Genomic DNA, 15,838 nt, shown 5'->3' with positions numbered 1-15,838 from the left:
GCGTCAGCCCGATTCGTTCGGGTTCATGTCCAGATGCGAGGTCGGCCGCCCCGAGCGGCCGAGCCCGCGGGCCCTGCCCTTGTCCAACTGTGCCACCAGCGTCTCGCCCAGTTCCAACAGCTGCTTGGTCTGCTCGGCGTCCAGCCCGTCGAACACCAGGCCGCGAACACACTCCAGATACCCGGGCGCGGCCTCGGTGATCTTCTGATATCCGGCATCGGTCAGCACCGCCAGCGCCCCGCGGCGACCGGTAATGGTGACGCGCTCGGCCCAGCCCAGCCGTTCGAGTTTGGAGACCACGTGCGAGAGCCGCGATAGCGATGCGTTTGCTTTTTGCGCAAGGTCGCTCAGTTGCAACCGGTGACCTGGTTCTTCGGAGAGCAGAGTCATTACGAAGTATTCGAAATGGGTAATCCCGGACTCACGTTGCAGCTGGGTATCCAATGCGGCGGGGAGTCTGGTGGTGAGCGCGACAAGGGTACGCCAAGCTCGCTGTTCCATGGGATTCAACCACTTGGTCACCGTGCGCGCCCTCTCGTAGCAGCCAAGTGACGTGTTGTGCCGGCCGGTGGAAAGGCCTGCGAACAGCATCGAACGAGTCACTCGCACGTCAAAGTTTGCCACGATTTCGCTCGTCAGTCACGGCGTTGCCGAATGACGTGACATCGATCACGCGTGTCGCGGGTGGATTCAGTTCGCGCCGAGTTCGGGAGGAGGTGTCGGAGTTTCGGGCTCTACGCGAGGCTCTTCCGGCTCGGCCTGCCGACGTTCGGTACGGTGCCGGCGGAATCGCCTGCGCAGCAAGAGAAATGCCACCAGCAGGAACAGCAGCGCGGCCACGATCGCACCCGCCAGCGTGGCGCCGCGGAATCCCGGCCCGTCGACATCGAGAATGCGCTCACCGGCGTGTGCGGCATTCGAGTTGCCCCACACGATGGTCAGCGTCATCAAATTCGGGATGGCGACGACGATCGCGAGAACTGCCGCACCGCCCGCGATAAACTTGCCGCCCCGTTTACGCCAGCGGAGTCCTGCGGCCAGGAACAGGAAAAGTGGCACAGTCGTACATACCGCGCCCATTATCAGGCCGTACCAGATGCCCTTGGCGAAACTCCCGCTCACCCATTCGCCGATGCGCTGCGCCCACCACCGTGGAATGAATGCGGCCAGCATCAGATACACCAGCCACAGAACCAGCGCGGCCACCAGTCCGCCAATGATGCGATTGCGCCACGTGACGAAGGTTGAAGACTTTCGCTCCTGGCCGGTGCTGGGCGTAGTCATGTGCTCAGCGTATGTCCGAATTGTCGGCGCGCGCAGGAACGACGCGATGGGGGCTCAGCGCTCGCGCGGGAACCGGCTCAGCGCTCGCGCAGGAACTTCAACGCCTCGTCGGCGTGCACGTTCGCGCGCATCTCGCTGTTGATGACCTTGGCGACGGTCCGGTCCGGATCGATGACGAAGGTCGTCCGCTTCACCGGCACCAGCGCGCCCAGCAGGCCGCGCTTCACGCCGAACTCGGCGGCCACCTTGGCTCCGGGATCGGACAGCACCGGATAGCTCAGTCCCTGCTTCTCCGCGAACCCGGACTGCACCTCGACGGAATCCGCGCTGATCCCCACACAGGTGGCCCCGGCGGCCTTGAATTCCGTTGCCAGATCCCGGAAGTGGCACGCCTCGGCCGTGCACACCGGCGTGTTCGCCGCGGGATAGAAGAACAACACCACCGGTCCGTCCGCGAGCAGCGACTCGAGCGACCGCACGGTCCCCGACTGGTCCGGAAGTTCGAAATTGGGTGCGAGCTGACCAACCTTCATACCCGCACCCTACCGCCAATTCATCGTGCACGAGCTATTAGAGCCCGGATGAAATTCTTTGCTGGGCTTCGGGCTTGGCGCCTCGCGAACCGGCCCCCACCGGTCGTCTGCTCGGGGTCCGGGGGACGGCCCCGGAGCCCCGCTCGGCTGGGCGGGGAGCGCGATTGAGATCGCCCCGGGCGGGCCTGGAATGATGGGTGAATGCACGGCGCGCATGGTTTGCCTCTGAACGTGGCTATCGATACCACCACCTCCCGGGAGCAGTTCCGGGCGCTCGCGGCCGATCACCGGGTGGTCCCGGTGGTCCGAAAGGTGTTGGCGGACTCCGAGACTCCGCTCTCGACCTACCGCAAACTGGCCGCGGACCGGCCCGGCACCTTCCTGCTGGAATCGGCGGAGACCGGCCGCTCCTGGTCGCGATGGTCGTTCATCGGCGCGGGCAGTCCCAGTGCGCTGACCGTGATCGACGGCGCGGCGGCCTGGCTCGGCCAGACTCCCGCCGACGCGCCGGTGGGCGGCGATCCGCTCGCCGCGCTGCGCGAGTCGCTGCAGGTACTGCGCACCGAGCGGCTGCCCGGTCTGCCGCCGCTGACCGGCGGCCTGGTCGGCTACCTCGGCTACGACACCGTGCGCCGGCTCGAACGCCTGCCCAGCATCGCCACCGACGACCTGCAGGTCCCCGAGATGGTCCTGATGCTGGCCACCGACCTGGCCGCCTTCGACCACCACGAGGGCGCGATCACCCTCATCGCCAATGCCGTCAACTGGAACGGCACCGACGAGCGCGTGGACGCGGCCTACGACGACGCGATGGCACGCCTGGACCGCATGACCGAGGCCCTGGCCGCCCCCGCCGACTCCACCGTCTCGGTGTTCGACCGCCCCGAGCCGAACTATCGCCGGCAGCGCACCTCCGACGAATTCGGTGCGGGCGTGCGCCGGCTGGTCAAGGAGATCGAGGCCGGCGAGGCGTTCCAGGTGGTGCTCTCGCAGCGCTTCGAGATGGACTACAACGGCACCCCGCTGGACCTCTACCGCATGCTGCGGGCCTCCAACCCGAGCCCGTACATGTACCTCATGCACATCCCGGACGGCTCCGGCGGCACCGCGTTCTCCATCGTCGGCTCCAGCCCCGAATCGCTGGTGACGGTGAACGATGGCGTGGCCACCACCCACCCGATCGCGGGCACCCGCTGGCGCGGTGTCACCGAGGAGGACGACCTCCTGCTCGAGAAGGGCCTGCTCGCCGACGAGAAGGAGAACGCCGAGCACCTCATGCTCGTCGATCTGGGCCGCAACGATCTGGGCCGGGTCTGCGAGCCCGGTACCGTGCGCGTCACCGAGTACCGCCACGTCGAGCGCTACTCGCACGTCATGCACCTGGTCTCCACGGTCTCCGGCCGCCTGCGCGCCGGCAAGGTCGCCCTCGACGCGGTCCAGGCCTGTTTCCCCGCGGGTACCCTCTCCGGCGCGCCCAAGGTCCGCGCCATGGAGCTGATCGAGGAGCTCGAGCCCACCCGCCGCGGTGTCTACGCGGGCGTGGTCGGCTACCTGGACTTCGCCGGTGACGCCGACACCGCGATCGCCATCCGCACCGCCCTGCTCAAGGGCGGCACCGCCTATGTCCAGGCCGGCGCCGGCATCGTCGCCGACTCCGACGCGGACTACGAGGACGTCGAATCCCGCAACAAGGCCATGGCCGTCCTCAAGGCCATCGCCGCCGCCGAGACCGTGCGCGCCTACCGCCCGAACGGCGCGGATCAATGAGCGATCAGGACCCGGACAGAGGCGCGGCGCGGAAATCGACGCCCGAAGGCAGCGCAACACCCGAACGCAGTGCGGAGCGGGAAAGCGAAGCGGCGCAATCCGATTCCAAGCCCGCCGGGGCGGACGCCGGGAACTCCGGTGTCGCCGCTGCCGATCCACACGCCGAGACCGACGCCATGCGCACTGCCGAACGCGCGCAGGCGGCGGACCTGGCCGAGGCCGAGGCGAATGCCACTGCGGCGGAAGCCGACACGGACGCCGCGAGGGCGCGGAAGCGGTCGCGACCGATCGCCGCGGTGGCGCTGCTGGCGGTCGCGGCGGCGCTGCTCTGGGGGTCGTCGCGCATGACGTGGGCCCGGCTCGAGATCACCAGCGACTACGGCCTGCCGCGTCATCGAGATCTCAACGGCGGTGTCTGGTTCGGGGCCCTGACGCCACTGGCGCTGGTCTTCCTGGCCACCATCGCGGCGGTGTTCGCCACCCACGGCTGGTGGCGGCGCGGGGTCGGCGCGGTGGTCGCGGTCCTGGCCGCGGTGTCCGCGGTGCCCGCGTACGCCCTGCTCATGCACAAGGGGACCGCCGATCGCGCCACGCGACTGGCCGAACTGCACGGGGGTGACCACGCGGGCGCGTTGACGACATCGGCGCTGCCGGCCGTGGTGTCCCTGGCCGGTGCGGTGGCCGCGTTCGTGGCGGGCTTGCTCCTGGTGCGGCAGTCGTCCGGGACCACCCGGATGTCCGGCAAATACGACAGTCCGGCGGCTCGGAAGCTGTCGGCGGCCGAGCAGGTTGCCGCACATCAGGCCCGGGTCCAGGACCAGGAATCCGGGTCACCGGCCGCCGCTGACAAGCCTTTGTCGGGTCGCGTGCTGTGGGATGCCCTCGACGAGGGTGTGGACCCGACCGACGATGAAACCAATCACCCTGCCGCGCACGATGATCCGGGAAACGGGGCGGCGCGCGACAACCGCCCCTGAGCTGGGTGGGGGACCGGCAGCGCCGCCGGTACCCGCCCCGCTGTCAAGCACGGGAACATAGCCATTTACTCTTTATCAGCATCGGTGAGACAGCGCCTGGGGGGATTCTCAGGCAGCAAGTCCGTCTCCCCAGAAAGGATTCGAGCCAGATGACGGTACTCGACTCGATTCTCGACGGGGTCCGCGCGGATGTGGCCGCTCGGGAAGCCCTTCTGGATTTCCAGGCGGTGAAGGCAGCCGCCGCGCAGGCCAAGTCCCCGCGTGACGCCAAGGCCGCCCTGCACGCGGAGGGGATCGGAGTGATCGCCGAGGTGAAGCGAGCCAGCCCCTCGAAGGGTGCGATCGCGGACATCGCGAACCCCGCAGACCTGGCCCGGGCCTACGAGGACGGCGGCGCGCGCATCATCAGCGTGCTGACCGAGCAGCGCCGCTTCGGCGGTTCCCTCGCGGATCTCGACGCGGTCCGCGCGGCGGTGGACATTCCGATCCTGCGCAAGGACTTCATCGTCGGCCCGTACCAGATCCACGAGGCACGCGCCCACGGCGCGGACGTGATTCTGCTGATCGTGGCCGCCCTGGAGCAGGACGTGCTGTCCTCGCTCATCGACCGCACCGAATCGCTCGGCATGACCGCGCTGGTCGAGGTGCACACCGAGGAGGAGGCCGACCGCGCCCTCGAGGCCGGCGCCAGCGTGATCGGCGTGAATGCCCGCAACCTCAAGACCCTCGAGGTGGACCGGGATGTGTTCGCGCGCATCGCCCCCGGCCTGCCCAGTGAAGTGATCCGGGTGGCCGAGTCCGGCATTCGCGGCACCGCCGACCTGCTGGCCTACGCCGGTGCGGGTGCGGACGCCGTGCTCGTCGGTGAGGGCCTGGTGACCAGCGGCGACCCGCGCGCCGCGGTGGCCGAGCTGGTGACCGCCGGAACCCACCCCTCGTGCCCGAAGCCGGTTCGCCGGGGACGGTGAAAGAGCCGATGACTCAACTCGACGGAGTTTATTCCGAAATGGCCTCCGGCAAGAATGTTCTCGGCCTCCCGCAGGCCAGTGACGGCATCACGCACAAGAGCCACGAACCCGATCTGGGCGGGCACTTCGGCGTGTACGGCGGGCGGCACGTACCCGAGGCGCTGATGGCCGTGATCGAAGAGGTCACCGCCGAATACGACAAGGCCCGCGTCGATCCCAACTTCCTCGACGAGCTGGATCGCCTGCAGCGCGACTACACCGGGCGTCCGTCGCCGGTGTTCGAGTGCAAGAACCTGGCGCAGCACGCCGGCGGCGCACGCATCCTGCTGAAGCGGGAAGACCTGAACCACACCGGTTCTCACAAAATCAACAATGTGCTGGGCCAGGTGCTGCTGGCCAAGCGCATGAACAAGACCCGCGTCATCGCCGAGACCGGCGCGGGCCAGCACGGCGTTGCCACCGCCACCGCGTGCGCGCTGCTCGGTATCGAGTGCGTCATCTACATGGGCGCGGTCGACACCGTGCGCCAGCAGCTGAACGTGGCCCGCATGCGGCTGCTCGGCGCCGAAGTCATCAGTGTGACAACGGGTTCGCAGACCCTCAAGGACGCCATCAACGAGGCGCTGCGCGACTGGGTCACCAATGCCGAGCAGACCTACTACTGCTTCGGCACCGCTGCGGGCCCGCACCCGTTCCCGCTCATGGTGCGCGACTTCCAGCGCATCATCGGCCTGGAGGCGCGCCAGCAGGTGCAGGCCCTGACCGGCCGCCTGCCCGACGCCGTAACCGCCTGTGTCGGTGGCGGTTCCAATGCCATCGGCATCTTCCACGCCTTCCTCGACGATCCGGGCGTGCGCCTGATCGGCTACGAGGCTGCGGGCGACGGTGTCGAAACCGGCCGCCACGCAGCGACTTTCACCGGCGGCACCCCGGGTGCGTTCCAGGGCGCGTACTCCTACCTGCTCCAGGACGAAGACGGCCAGACCATCGAATCCCATTCGATTTCGGCCGGTCTGGACTACCCGGGCGTCGGCCCGGAGCACGCCTACCTCAAGGACATCGGCCGGGCGGAGTACTACCCGATCACCGACACCGAGGCCATGGACGCGCTGCTGCTGCTGAGCCGTGCCGAGGGCATCATTCCGGCCATCGAGTCCGCGCACGCGGTCGCCGGCGCGGTGAAACTCGGCAAGGAGCTCGGCGAGGGCGCGATCATCGTGGTGAACCTGTCCGGTCGCGGTGACAAGGACATGGACACCGCCGCCGAATGGTTCGGGCTGTTCGACCAGGCCGAAGAGAACGCAGGGGAGAAGCAGTGAGCCAGCAGTCCCGCCTCGCGAACACCTTCGCAGCCGCCCGCGAGGAGAACCGCGCCGCGCTCATCGGCTACCTGCCCGCCGGGTACCCGGACCTCCAGGGTTCCATCGACGTGTGCAAGGCCATGGTCGAATCCGGTTGCGACATCATCGAAGTCGGCGTCGCCTACTCCGATCCCGTGATGGACGGCCCGACCATCCAGCATGCCGCCGAGCAGGCGCTCGCCGGCGGTGTCCGGGTGCGCGACGTGTTCAAGGTCGTGGAGGCCATCTCCCAGGCGGGCGGCAAGGCCGTCGTCATGACCTACTGGAACCCGGTGCTCAAGTACGGCGTCGACAGCTTCTCCCGCGATCTGGCGGCGGCGGGCGGCCTCGGCCTGATCACGCCCAACCTGATTCCGGAGGAGGCGGACGACTGGTTCGTGGCATCCTCGACCCACAATCTGGATCGCATCTTCCTGGTCGCACCGTCGTCCACCGAGGAGCGCCTGGTCAAGACCCTGGAAGCCAGCAAGGGCTTCGTGTACGCGGCCTCGACCATGGGTGTGACCGGTGCGCGCGACGCGGTGTCCTCCATGGCCCCGGCCCTGTGCGCGCGGGTGCGCTGCCACTCCGATATTCCGATCGGCGTGGGCCTGGGTGTGCGCAATGGCGCGCAGGCGGCCGAAATCGCCTCCTACGCCGACGGTGTCATCGTGGGCTCGGCCCTGGTGTCGGCGGCGGCGCAGGGTCTGGACGCGGTCCGGGCGCTGACGGCGGAGCTGGCGCAGGGCGTCCGCTCGGCGGCGGTCTCCTCGTAACCGAGGCAATACTCAAGGGTGCGTACCGAATTCGGTACGCACCCTGCTGCGTTGTCCGGCGGTGCGGGAGTGCGCGCCGCTTCGTATATCCGTTGCGTTACCAGGTGCCGGTGCGACCCGCGGCGGCGAATCCCACGCCGCGCGCCGACCTGAGACAGCACTCCGCGGGCCTGTTGGGCTACGGTGGGGACTCGTGACCTTACGAGCCCTTGCCGAGAGCACCGGCGCCGATGTCCTGGCCTACATTCCCAGCCCGCCGCGCGGGGTCTGGAACATCGGGCCCTTCCCGCTGCGGGCATACGCCATCTGCATCATCCTCGGCATCATCGCGGCCATCTGGCTGGGCGAGAAGCGCTGGGTGGCGCGCGGCGGCCAGACCGGCATGGTGCTCGACGTGGCCATGTTCGCGGTGCCGTTCGGCCTGATCGGCGGGCGGCTCTACCACGTGGCCACCGACTGGCAGAAGTACTTCGGCGCCGAGGGTCACCCCATCAACGCGCTCAAGATCTGGGAGGGCGGCCTCGGCATCTGGGGCGCGGTGCTGCTCGGCGGCATCGGCGCCTGGATCGGCTGCCGGGTATACCGGATTCCGTTGCCCGCCTTCGGCGACGCCATCGCTCCGGGCATCCTGCTGGCCCAGGCCATCGGCCGGCTCGGCAACTACTTCAACCAGGAACTCTACGGCCGCGAGACCAAGGTTCCGTGGGGCCTGGAGATCTTCCTGCGCTACGACCACAGCGGCCAGCTGGACATGATGAACGGCACCGCCGCGGGCCCGGCGGAGAAGATCGTGCAGCCCACCTTCCTCTACGAGCTGATCTGGAACCTGCTCGGCGTGGCCGTGCTGCTCTACCTGGACCGCAAGTTCCGCATCGGCCACGGCCGCCTGTTCGCGCTCTACGTGGCGATCTACTGCTTCGGCCGCTTCTTCGTGGAGCTGCTGCGCGACGACGAGGCCACCCACATCGCGGGCATCCGCATCAACTCCTTCACCTCGGCGATCGTATTCGTCTGCGCCGTAGCCTATTTCCTGTTCGCGACCAAGGGCCGCGAGACCGCCGACCAGCTGCGCGCCGGCGTGGAACGGCCCTGGCCGTGGCAGTTCGGTGCGCTACGCGCGTTCGGGGCGGCGGGTGCGGCGGCCGGAACCGGCTCGGCGGCAGGGGATTCGAAGGCGGACGTCACCGTTGTCGACGAGCCGACCGCCAAGGAATCCACAGGTGACACCGGACCGGAATCCCCGGGCGCCGGCAACGAATCCGAGACCGAGCGCGATATCTCTTCCGAAACCGGCGATTCCGAGCCGGAGGAGACGGAGTCCACCGCGGTCGACCAGGCGAAGTCGGTCGAGTCCGGCAAGAATGGCTCCTGACCGCGATCAGGAGGACGTGAGTGACCGACCCATTCGACCAGCCACCGATGCAGGACGGGCCGCAGTACGGCGCCCCCGGCACCGGCCCCTACGGTCAGCAGCCGTACCCGGGCCAGCAACCCTACGGGCAGCCGGGTCAGCCGTACGGCCAGCCGATGCCGTACCCGATCCCGGGTCCTGCCGGGCCCTACGGCGGTGACCCGGAAGCCCCGTACGGCCGGGACCCGTTCGGAGTTCCGTTCTCGGACAAGAGCAAGCTCACCGCGGGCCTGCTGCAGATCTTCATCGGGCACTTCGGTGTCGGCCGGTTCTACCTGGGCTACACCACGATCGGCGTGCTCCAGTTGATCACCTGCGGCGGCTGCGGCATCTGGTCGCTGATCGACGGCATTCTCATGCTCACCGGCAAGGTCCCGGACCTGCAGGGACGCCCGCTGCGCGATTGACAGCACCGGGGGGTTCGCGGCGCAAGCGCGGGGAGGCGGAGCGCTCGTCCTGGACTGCGCTCCGTCTCCCCGCGCTTGGAGCGGGGGAGGGAAGCAGAGGAGCGGGGAGGGAAGAACGAGACCTCAGCGCCGCGAACCCGCCCGGCGCGAAGCGGAGGGCAAAATGGACACAGCCGTGCCGCCCGGTCGGTTCTCGGCGTACCCTTTGTCGGTTGTTTGTCGCGTGGTCACCCATGCCCGAGGAGAGGTCCCCGTCGTGCGCCGTAAGCTCGCCGCCGTCATGCTCGCCGTTGTCGCCGCCGCAGGGCTCGTCGCATGTAGCTCGAGCAAGGACGATGCGAACACCCTCAAAGTCGGCACCGAGGGCAGCTACTCCCCGTTCACCTACCAGGACAACGGCACCCTCACCGGCTACGACGTCGACGTCATCAAGGCCGTCGGCGACAAGATCGGCAAGAAGGTCGAATTCACCACCGCCCCCTGGGACTCGCTGTTCGCCGCACTGGAATCCAAGCGCGTGGACCTCATCGCCAATCAGGTCACCATCAAACCCGAACGCGAGCAGAAGTATTCGCTCTCCCAGCCCTACACCGTCTCCGAGGGAGTCATCGTCACCAAGACCGGCAATGACGGCGTCCACGCCCTGGCCGATCTGAACGGCAAGACCTGCGCCCAGTCCGAAACCTCCAACTGGGCCGACACCGCCAAGGGCGCCGGCTGCAAGGTCGAGGCCATCCCCGGCTTCGTGGAGGCGGTGCAGCTGCTCAAGACCGGCCGCGCCGATGCCACCGTCAACGACACCCTCGCGGTCAACGCCTACACCAAGCAGCAGGGCACCGGCACCATCCAGATCGTCGGCAAGACCGGCGAGGTCTCCAAGCAGGCCTTCGCCGCCCGCAAGGACTCCCAGGCGCTGACCGATCAGGTCAACAAGGCGCTCGACGAACTGCGCGCCGACGGCACCCTCGCCAAGATCTCCGACAAGTACTTCGGCACCGACGTCAGCAAGTAAGCGACACAGGGCAATTCGACGATGGACGACGCCACCTGGGCGCTGGTGCGGCACAACCTCTGGCCCATGCTGGAGGCCACGGTCACCAAGACGCTGCCGCTGACCGCCATCAGCTTCGTGATCGGCCTGGTGATAGCGCTGTTCGTCGCGCTGGCCCGGATGTCGAGCGTGTGGCCGCTGCACGCGGCCGCGCGCTTCTACATCTCGATCATCCGCGGCACGCCGCTGCTGGTGCAGCTGTTCATCATCTTCTTCGGCCTGCCCGCGTTCAATATCGTGCTGCAGCCGTTTCCGGCGGCGATCATCGCGTTCAGCCTGAATGTCGGCGGCTATGCGGCGGAAATCATTCGGGCCGCGATCCTTTCGGTGGCCCAGGGCCAGTGGGAGGCGTCCTACTCGGTCGGCATGAACTACGCGCAGGCGCTGCGGCTGGTCATCCTGCCGCAGGCCTCCCGCATCGCGGTGCCCCCGCTGTCCAACACCCTCATCTCCTTGGTGAAGGACACGTCGCTCGCTTCCACCATTCTGGTGACCGAGTTGCTGCGCACCGCGCAAATGGCCGCCGCGCCCACCTTCGACTTCTTCGCGCTCTATGGCGTCGCGGCAATCTACTACTGGGTAATATGCCTGGTCCTCGGCTTCGGTCAGACCCGATTGGAAACCCGTCTGGCCCGGCACGTTGCGCGTTGATCGTGAGATAGCTGAACGGCTGCTTACGAGATCCGTATATGTGTGTGCCGGGGTGAGCATGAGGGTTGTCACAGGTCTAGGGTTGGACGCGTGATGCGACGAACGAAGATTGTGTGCACCCTCGGACCAGCAGTGTCATCCGAGGACCGGATTCGTGAGCTCGTCGAAAGTGGCATGGACGTTGCGCGCCTGAACTTCAGCCACGGCGAGCACTCCGATCATGCCGAGAACTACAAGAAGGTGCGCGCTGCCAGCGATACTGCCGGCCGCGCTGTCGGTATCCTCGCCGACCTGCAGGGCCCGAAGATCCGGCTGGGCCGGTTCGAGGGCGACGGCAAGACCGTCTGGAACACCGGCGAGGAAGTCCGTATCACCGTCGACGACATCGTAGGAACTCACGACCGGGTTTCCACCACCTACAAACACCTCGCCAAGGACGCCAAGCCCGGCGACCGGCTGCTCGTGGACGACGGCAAGGTCGGGCTGACCGTGCTGCGTGTCGAGGACAACGACGTCATCTGCCGGGTCACCGAGGGCGGCCCCGTCTCCAACAACAAGGGCGTCTCGCTGCCCGGCATGGACGTGTCCGTGCCCGCGCTGTCCGAAAAGGACATCGACGACCTGGAATTCGCCCTGAAGCTGGGCGTGGACTTCATCGCGCTGTCCTTCGTGCGCTCGCCCTCCGATGTGGAGCTGGTGCACGACATCATGGATCGTGTGGGCCGCCGGGTGCCGGTCATCGGCAAGCTCGAAAAGCCCGAAGCCATCGACAATCTGGAAGCCATCGTGCTGGCCTTCGACGCCATCATGGTCGCCCGCGGCGACCTCGGCGTGGAGCTGCCGCTCGAGCAGGTACCGCTGGTGCAGAAGCGCGCGGTGCAGATGGCCCGCGAGAACGCCAAGCCGGTCATCGTGGCCACCCAGATGCTGGAGTCCATGATCACCAACTCCCGCCCGACCCGCGCCGAGGCCTCCGACGTGGCCAATGCCGTGCTCGACGGCGCGGACGCGGTCATGCTCTCCGGTGAGACCTCGGTCGGCGACTACCCGATCGAGGCCGTGCGCACCATGGCCCGCATCGTGCACGCTGTGGAATCCGAGTCCTCGACCCGGGTGCCGCCGCTGACCCACGTGCCGCGGACCAAGCGCGGTGTCATCTCCTACGCCGCCCGCGATATCGGCGAGCGGTTGAATGCCAAAGCGCTGGTTGCCTTCACGCAGTCCGGTGACACGGTGCGCCGCCTGGCCCGCCTGCACACCCCGCTGCCGCTGCTGGCCTTCACCCCGCAGGCCGCGATTCGGAGTCAGCTCGCCTTGACGTGGGGCGTGGAAACGTTCATCGTTCCTCCCGTGGGCACGACCGACGAGATGATCCACCAGGTGGACAACGCGTTGCTCTCGATCGGCCGGTACAAGAAGGGTGACCTCGTGGTCATCGTGGCCGGCTCGCCGCCGGGTACCGTCGGGTCCACCAACCTGATCCACGTGCATCGCATCGGCGAGGAGGACCACTAATTTGAATGCGTCGCTGGACGCGACGTCTTCGGACGTCGTCGCGGACCCCGAGGGGACCGGTCTATCCGACGATCTGCGGGAGCTGCTGCGCCTGCTCGATCTGGAGGAGAACGGCCCTGACATCTTCCTCGGTCACCATCCCGAGAAGGTGTGGAGCCGCACGTTCGGCGGCCAGCTGGTCTCGCAGGCGATCATCGCCGCGGGACGGACGGTGGGTCCGGAGCGTCCGATCCACGCGGTCAACGCGCACTTCGTGCGGGGCGGAGACCCGAAGCAGCCGATCGAATACCACGTCGATCGGCATCGGGACGGCCGCTCCATCGCCAACCGCACGGTCACGGCGTACCAGGACGGGCAGGAGCTGTTCGTCATGCTCGCCGCCTTCCAGGACTGGGGTAAGGGGCTCGAGCACGGCGCGCCCCTGCCCGACGTTCCGGGGCCGGATGACCTTCCGCGCGTGGAGGAGTCGTTCTCGGGTCTGGAGGACAAGCTCCAGATGTTCGTCAACGCACCGCATCCCATCGAGATGCGCTACACCAACGACCCGGCCTGGATCCTCAAGGGCAAGGGCGAGAGCCTCGGCCACAACCGGGTCTGGATGCGCACCGACGGACAGTTGCCCGACGACCCGCTGATTCACGTTGCGGCGCTGGCGTATTCGTCCGATACCACGGTGCTGGACTCCATCATCACCACGCACGGGCTGTCTTGGGGCTGGGATCGCATCATCGCGGCCACGGTGAACCACTCCATCTGGTTCCACCGGCCCTTCCGCTTCGACGACTGGTCGCTCTACGCGACCGAGTCCCCGGTGGCGGCGGGTTCCCGCGGCCTGGCCCGCGGCCACTTCTACGCCCGGAACGGCGACCTGCTCGCGACGACCGTGCAGGAAGGCGTGATCCGCCACTTCCCGGCGAGACGCTGAGACGCGAGCGCTCGGACAACGACGCATAAAGGATCGGACCGTGCCCTTCGGGGCGCGGCCCGACGCGCGTTCCAGGCGATGGGTGTGACGCGTTCCGGGTGTCGGCCAGGGCTAATCTCGGGGGTCAGGGGCCGGAGCCCCCGAAATCTCCAGGGGGTTCGGGGGCGAAGCCCGGCCGCGGGGAGGCGAAGGCCCGAGTCCCGAGAGTTGGCCTAGATCAGCTCGCGGTTTTCTTCGAGTTCGAAGTTCTCGCGCTGCAGGGCGTGCACGATGTAGGGGATCGGTTCGTCGGCGGACAGCTCCAGCACCAGGCGCTGCTCGAGCTTGGCGATGCCCGCCTTGGTTAGTTGACGGGCCTCGCCCACCAGGCTGAGCGCGATCTCGTAAGTGCGGCGGGCGCCCGGCTCCGCGCCGGGATTGTCCAGCCGCCACTGGGTTTCGAGCACGGTGTGGGTGGGTTCGTCGCACTCCACCGGGAGGGTGAAGCGCCACGCGAAGATATCTCGATCGGCGACATATTCATCGACCACGCGGCACACGGTCTCGGTGACGCGGTGCAGGGTCTGAGGTGTCACGTAAACATGGAGCGAAACATCCGAAATTCGCTTCGGCATGTCCTTGGTCCTGTTCTTGTGTCGAACCACCGGCAGTGGCGTTCGGCGGAACGGATAGGTGTTCCGCGCGAGAGTGTAATCCCTTGCCGGACCAACCACGCAGCAAGGTGTATTGACACGCGGGGTCCAGGGCCGGGGATGCCGGATTTGCCTGCTATCCGGCGGATTCCGCCGCGTGCCGGGTCGGTTCGACTGCCGGCCCGTAGTATTCGGCCGGCCGCGGGGGCTCTGCTCGCCTGCCCTGCTCGCCCCGGCCGCCGTCTATCACCAGCAGCGGCGGCTGCCCGTCCGCGGCGCTGCGCGGGTGCAGCGTGGCCTGCGGATGCTGATGGGCGTGCAAGGCGAGCAGCAGCGGCACCAGCGCCTCGGCGATGCGGTCGCCGACATCGCAAAACTGTTGCGGCGACAGGCCGACCGGGTCGGAGATGTTCTCCCTGCCGACATAGGCGAGATCGTTGCGCGCGGCGTGCAGTCCGACTACGGTGCGCGCGCCGCTGACCTTGGCGATCCGGTACGCCTCGAGCAGCGTGAAGGTGCGGGGGAGCGCCTCGGGCACGAGTTCGCACACCTGGTCGCGAATCTTCTCGGTCATGGCCAGCACCAGGTCGGCGCGGTGCACCATCTCGGCCTTGAGGCGACGGGCCTTGAAATTGTCGGCGTTGCCGCCGAGGCCCACAATCGTCTGTGCGGCAAGGGGTTCCACGGGGAATCCGACCAGTGCGCGCACGCCGGCACTCTCCGCGGACAGCTCCTGTAGTCCGTGGTCGGCGGCCACCGCCAGGGTGAGGCGTTCGGCAATGACGGATCGGCAAACATTTCCGCTGCACACGAACAGCACATGCATGCGGATAACTTATGCCCGCCGTTGTCGCTTCGAAACAGTTCCGTGACCGAATCACACGTTTCAACCCCGATGTTCATCGCGCGGTCGAATGTCGCTCACCTGATGTTGGTTCTCGTTTACCGGAATGTCCGATTGGCAACAGGTCAACGCCCCTGGAATGTGAGCATGCCCGTTCGCTTCCGGCAAATCAATAGCCGAACAGTTATTGGTGTCCGCCGTGTCGTACAACGCGGATTCCGTTATCACGGGCGCGATTTCGGGCACGGCCCGATCGCCGGCCTGGATCGTATCGCCGACCCGGCCACGCGTCGAGAACAACCGCCCCCGAGCAGGGACGGTTCGTGCGAACCGGGCCAGCCCGGTGCGGGCGGACATATCGTCGTACACGGAATCGATTCCGCCCCTGGCGAAATAGGCCTCGTGCCAGAATCCGGTGCCGCCGGAATCCCGCAGGAATTGCTGCCACCACTGCCGGTGCGGGTCGGACCGCGTCCACCGTTCCAGGCTCTCCAGATCCCGCCAGTATTGCCGCGCACCCCAGTGCGGTGGCCACAGCGACCACACCACATCCTCGTGCGACAGGAGCCCGTCCGGCATGTCGTGATGCGATCGATACAGCTTGGGGCCGACGCCCAGCAGCCGCAGGATTCCCCGCGGCCGGCGCACGCGCATCCCCAGCAGGATCACGACCAGATCCGGATATTCGGACAGGTCCGCGGTCATTCTCTTCACCCGCATTCGTGACCTCCGCACGCTTCGCTGATCTGTGCGGGAC

At 67.6% G+C, this 15,838-nt stretch carries 17 protein-coding genes; 11 read left to right on the top strand and 6 right to left on the bottom strand.

The window, feature by feature from the left end:
• Positions 1-3: 3 nt before the first annotated feature.
• From ACIRRA_RS21680 to ACIRRA_RS21670, 3 genes are all read right to left on the bottom strand, one after another.
• Positions 4-501, bottom strand: a complete 498-nt coding sequence (locus ACIRRA_RS21680; RefSeq protein WP_402770892.1) for a MarR family winged helix-turn-helix transcriptional regulator — start codon at positions 499-501, stop codon at positions 4-6.
• A 189-nt stretch (positions 502-690) separates the two neighbouring features.
• Positions 691-1,284 (bottom strand): permease, encoded by a 594-nt coding sequence (locus tag ACIRRA_RS21675; protein WP_402770742.1) that lies wholly within the window; start codon positions 1,282-1,284, stop codon positions 691-693.
• Positions 1,285-1,361: 77 nt separating this feature from the next.
• Entirely contained in the window at positions 1,362-1,817 is a 456-nt protein-coding gene (locus tag ACIRRA_RS21670) for a peroxiredoxin (protein WP_364619585.1), read from the bottom strand.
• 231 nt (positions 1,818-2,048) lie between these two features.
• On the opposite strand from ACIRRA_RS21670, the gene ACIRRA_RS21665 reads away from it, so the two are divergent.
• The 11 genes from ACIRRA_RS21665 (at position 2,049) to ACIRRA_RS21615 (ending at position 13,605) form a co-directional block, all read left to right on the top strand.
• Entirely contained in the window at positions 2,049-3,584 is a 1,536-nt protein-coding gene (locus ACIRRA_RS21665) for an anthranilate synthase component I (RefSeq protein WP_402770739.1), read from the top strand.
• Complete coding sequence (locus ACIRRA_RS21660; RefSeq protein WP_402770736.1) at positions 3,581-4,561, top strand: TIGR02234 family membrane protein; 981 nt, start codon at positions 3,581-3,583, stop codon at positions 4,559-4,561. Before ACIRRA_RS21665 ends, ACIRRA_RS21660 begins: the two co-directional genes overlap by 4 nt.
• A 149-nt stretch (positions 4,562-4,710) precedes the next feature.
• Positions 4,711-5,529, top strand: a complete 819-nt coding sequence (trpC, locus tag ACIRRA_RS21655; RefSeq protein ID WP_357003005.1) for an indole-3-glycerol phosphate synthase TrpC — start codon at positions 4,711-4,713, stop codon at positions 5,527-5,529.
• A gap of 38 nt (positions 5,530-5,567) precedes the next feature.
• The gene (trpB, locus tag ACIRRA_RS21650) at positions 5,568-6,848 is read left to right on the top strand and encodes a tryptophan synthase subunit beta (RefSeq protein WP_402770733.1); all 1,281 of its coding nucleotides are present in this window, start codon (positions 5,568-5,570) and stop codon (positions 6,846-6,848) included.
• Positions 6,845-7,645: a tryptophan synthase subunit alpha gene (gene trpA / locus ACIRRA_RS21645; protein WP_402770730.1), complete on the top strand. Its 801-nt coding sequence runs from the start codon at positions 6,845-6,847 to the stop codon at positions 7,643-7,645. The genes trpB and trpA overlap by 4 nt, the downstream gene beginning before the upstream one ends.
• Before the next feature lie 193 nt (positions 7,646-7,838).
• Positions 7,839-9,017: a prolipoprotein diacylglyceryl transferase gene (gene lgt, locus ACIRRA_RS21640; RefSeq protein ID WP_402770728.1), complete on the top strand. Its 1,179-nt coding sequence runs from the start codon at positions 7,839-7,841 to the stop codon at positions 9,015-9,017.
• A 20-nt stretch (positions 9,018-9,037) separates the two neighbouring features.
• Positions 9,038-9,463 carry an NINE protein gene (locus ACIRRA_RS21635; RefSeq protein WP_402770725.1) on the top strand — a complete coding sequence of 142 codons (426 nt, stop codon included), beginning with the start codon at positions 9,038-9,040 and terminating at the stop codon, positions 9,461-9,463.
• Between the two features lie 256 nt (positions 9,464-9,719).
• Complete coding sequence (locus ACIRRA_RS21630; RefSeq protein ID WP_402770722.1) at positions 9,720-10,475, top strand: transporter substrate-binding domain-containing protein; 756 nt, start codon at positions 9,720-9,722, stop codon at positions 10,473-10,475.
• Positions 10,476-10,496: 21 nt separating this feature from the next.
• Positions 10,497-11,165 (top strand): amino acid ABC transporter permease, encoded by a 669-nt coding sequence (locus ACIRRA_RS21625; protein WP_402770720.1) that lies wholly within the window; start codon positions 10,497-10,499, stop codon positions 11,163-11,165.
• A 90-nt stretch (positions 11,166-11,255) separates the two neighbouring features.
• Positions 11,256-12,680 carry a pyruvate kinase gene (gene pyk / locus ACIRRA_RS21620; protein WP_357002991.1) on the top strand — a complete coding sequence of 475 codons (1,425 nt, stop codon included), beginning with the start codon at positions 11,256-11,258 and terminating at the stop codon, positions 12,678-12,680.
• A 13-nt stretch (positions 12,681-12,693) separates the two neighbouring features.
• Positions 12,694-13,605 carry an acyl-CoA thioesterase gene (locus ACIRRA_RS21615; RefSeq protein ID WP_402770889.1) on the top strand — a complete coding sequence of 304 codons (912 nt, stop codon included), beginning with the start codon at positions 12,694-12,696 and terminating at the stop codon, positions 13,603-13,605.
• A gap of 212 nt (positions 13,606-13,817) precedes the next feature.
• Here ACIRRA_RS21615 and ACIRRA_RS21610 read toward each other — a convergent pair whose 3' ends face one another.
• The 3 genes from ACIRRA_RS21610 to ACIRRA_RS21600 all read right to left on the bottom strand — a co-directional run bounded on the left by ACIRRA_RS21610 (position 13,818) and on the right by ACIRRA_RS21600 (position 15,801).
• A complete protein-coding gene (locus ACIRRA_RS21610) occupies positions 13,818-14,180 on the bottom strand; it encodes a hypothetical protein (RefSeq protein ID WP_402770717.1) in 363 nt (120 codons plus the stop codon).
• Positions 14,181-14,373: 193 nt separating this feature from the next.
• Positions 14,374-15,063, bottom strand: a complete 690-nt coding sequence (locus ACIRRA_RS21605; RefSeq protein WP_402770714.1) for a low molecular weight phosphatase family protein — start codon at positions 15,061-15,063, stop codon at positions 14,374-14,376.
• A gap of 60 nt (positions 15,064-15,123) precedes the next feature.
• Positions 15,124-15,801, bottom strand: a complete 678-nt coding sequence (locus ACIRRA_RS21600; RefSeq protein ID WP_402770712.1) for a phenylacetaldoxime dehydratase family protein — start codon at positions 15,799-15,801, stop codon at positions 15,124-15,126.
• Positions 15,802-15,838 lie beyond the last annotated feature (37 nt).

The organism is Nocardia sp. NPDC101769, from assembly GCF_044766925.1.
Lineage (GTDB): Bacteria > Actinomycetota > Actinomycetes > Mycobacteriales > Mycobacteriaceae > Nocardia.
This window is presented reverse-complemented; position numbering and strand designations above follow the sequence as displayed.

Coding starts and splice junctions, on each gene's coding strand:
- ACIRRA_RS21680 (WP_402770892.1), bottom strand. CDS start 501: ATGGAACAGCGAGCTTGGCGTACCCTTGTCGCGCTCACCACCAGACTC.
- ACIRRA_RS21675 (WP_402770742.1), bottom strand. CDS start 1,284: ATGACTACGCCCAGCACCGGCCAGGAGCGAAAGTCTTCAACCTTCGTC.
- ACIRRA_RS21670 (WP_364619585.1), bottom strand. CDS start 1,817: ATGAAGGTTGGTCAGCTCGCACCCAATTTCGAACTTCCGGACCAGTCG.
- ACIRRA_RS21660 (WP_402770736.1), top strand. CDS start 3,581: ATGAGCGATCAGGACCCGGACAGAGGCGCGGCGCGGAAATCGACGCCC.
- trpC (WP_357003005.1), top strand. CDS start 4,711: ATGACGGTACTCGACTCGATTCTCGACGGGGTCCGCGCGGATGTGGCC.
- trpB (WP_402770733.1), top strand. CDS start 5,568: ATGGCCTCCGGCAAGAATGTTCTCGGCCTCCCGCAGGCCAGTGACGGC.
- ACIRRA_RS21625 (WP_402770720.1), top strand. CDS start 10,497: ATGGACGACGCCACCTGGGCGCTGGTGCGGCACAACCTCTGGCCCATG.
- ACIRRA_RS21605 (WP_402770714.1), bottom strand. CDS start 15,063: ATGCATGTGCTGTTCGTGTGCAGCGGAAATGTTTGCCGATCCGTCATT.
- ACIRRA_RS21600 (WP_402770712.1), bottom strand. CDS start 15,801: ATGCGGGTGAAGAGAATGACCGCGGACCTGTCCGAATATCCGGATCTG.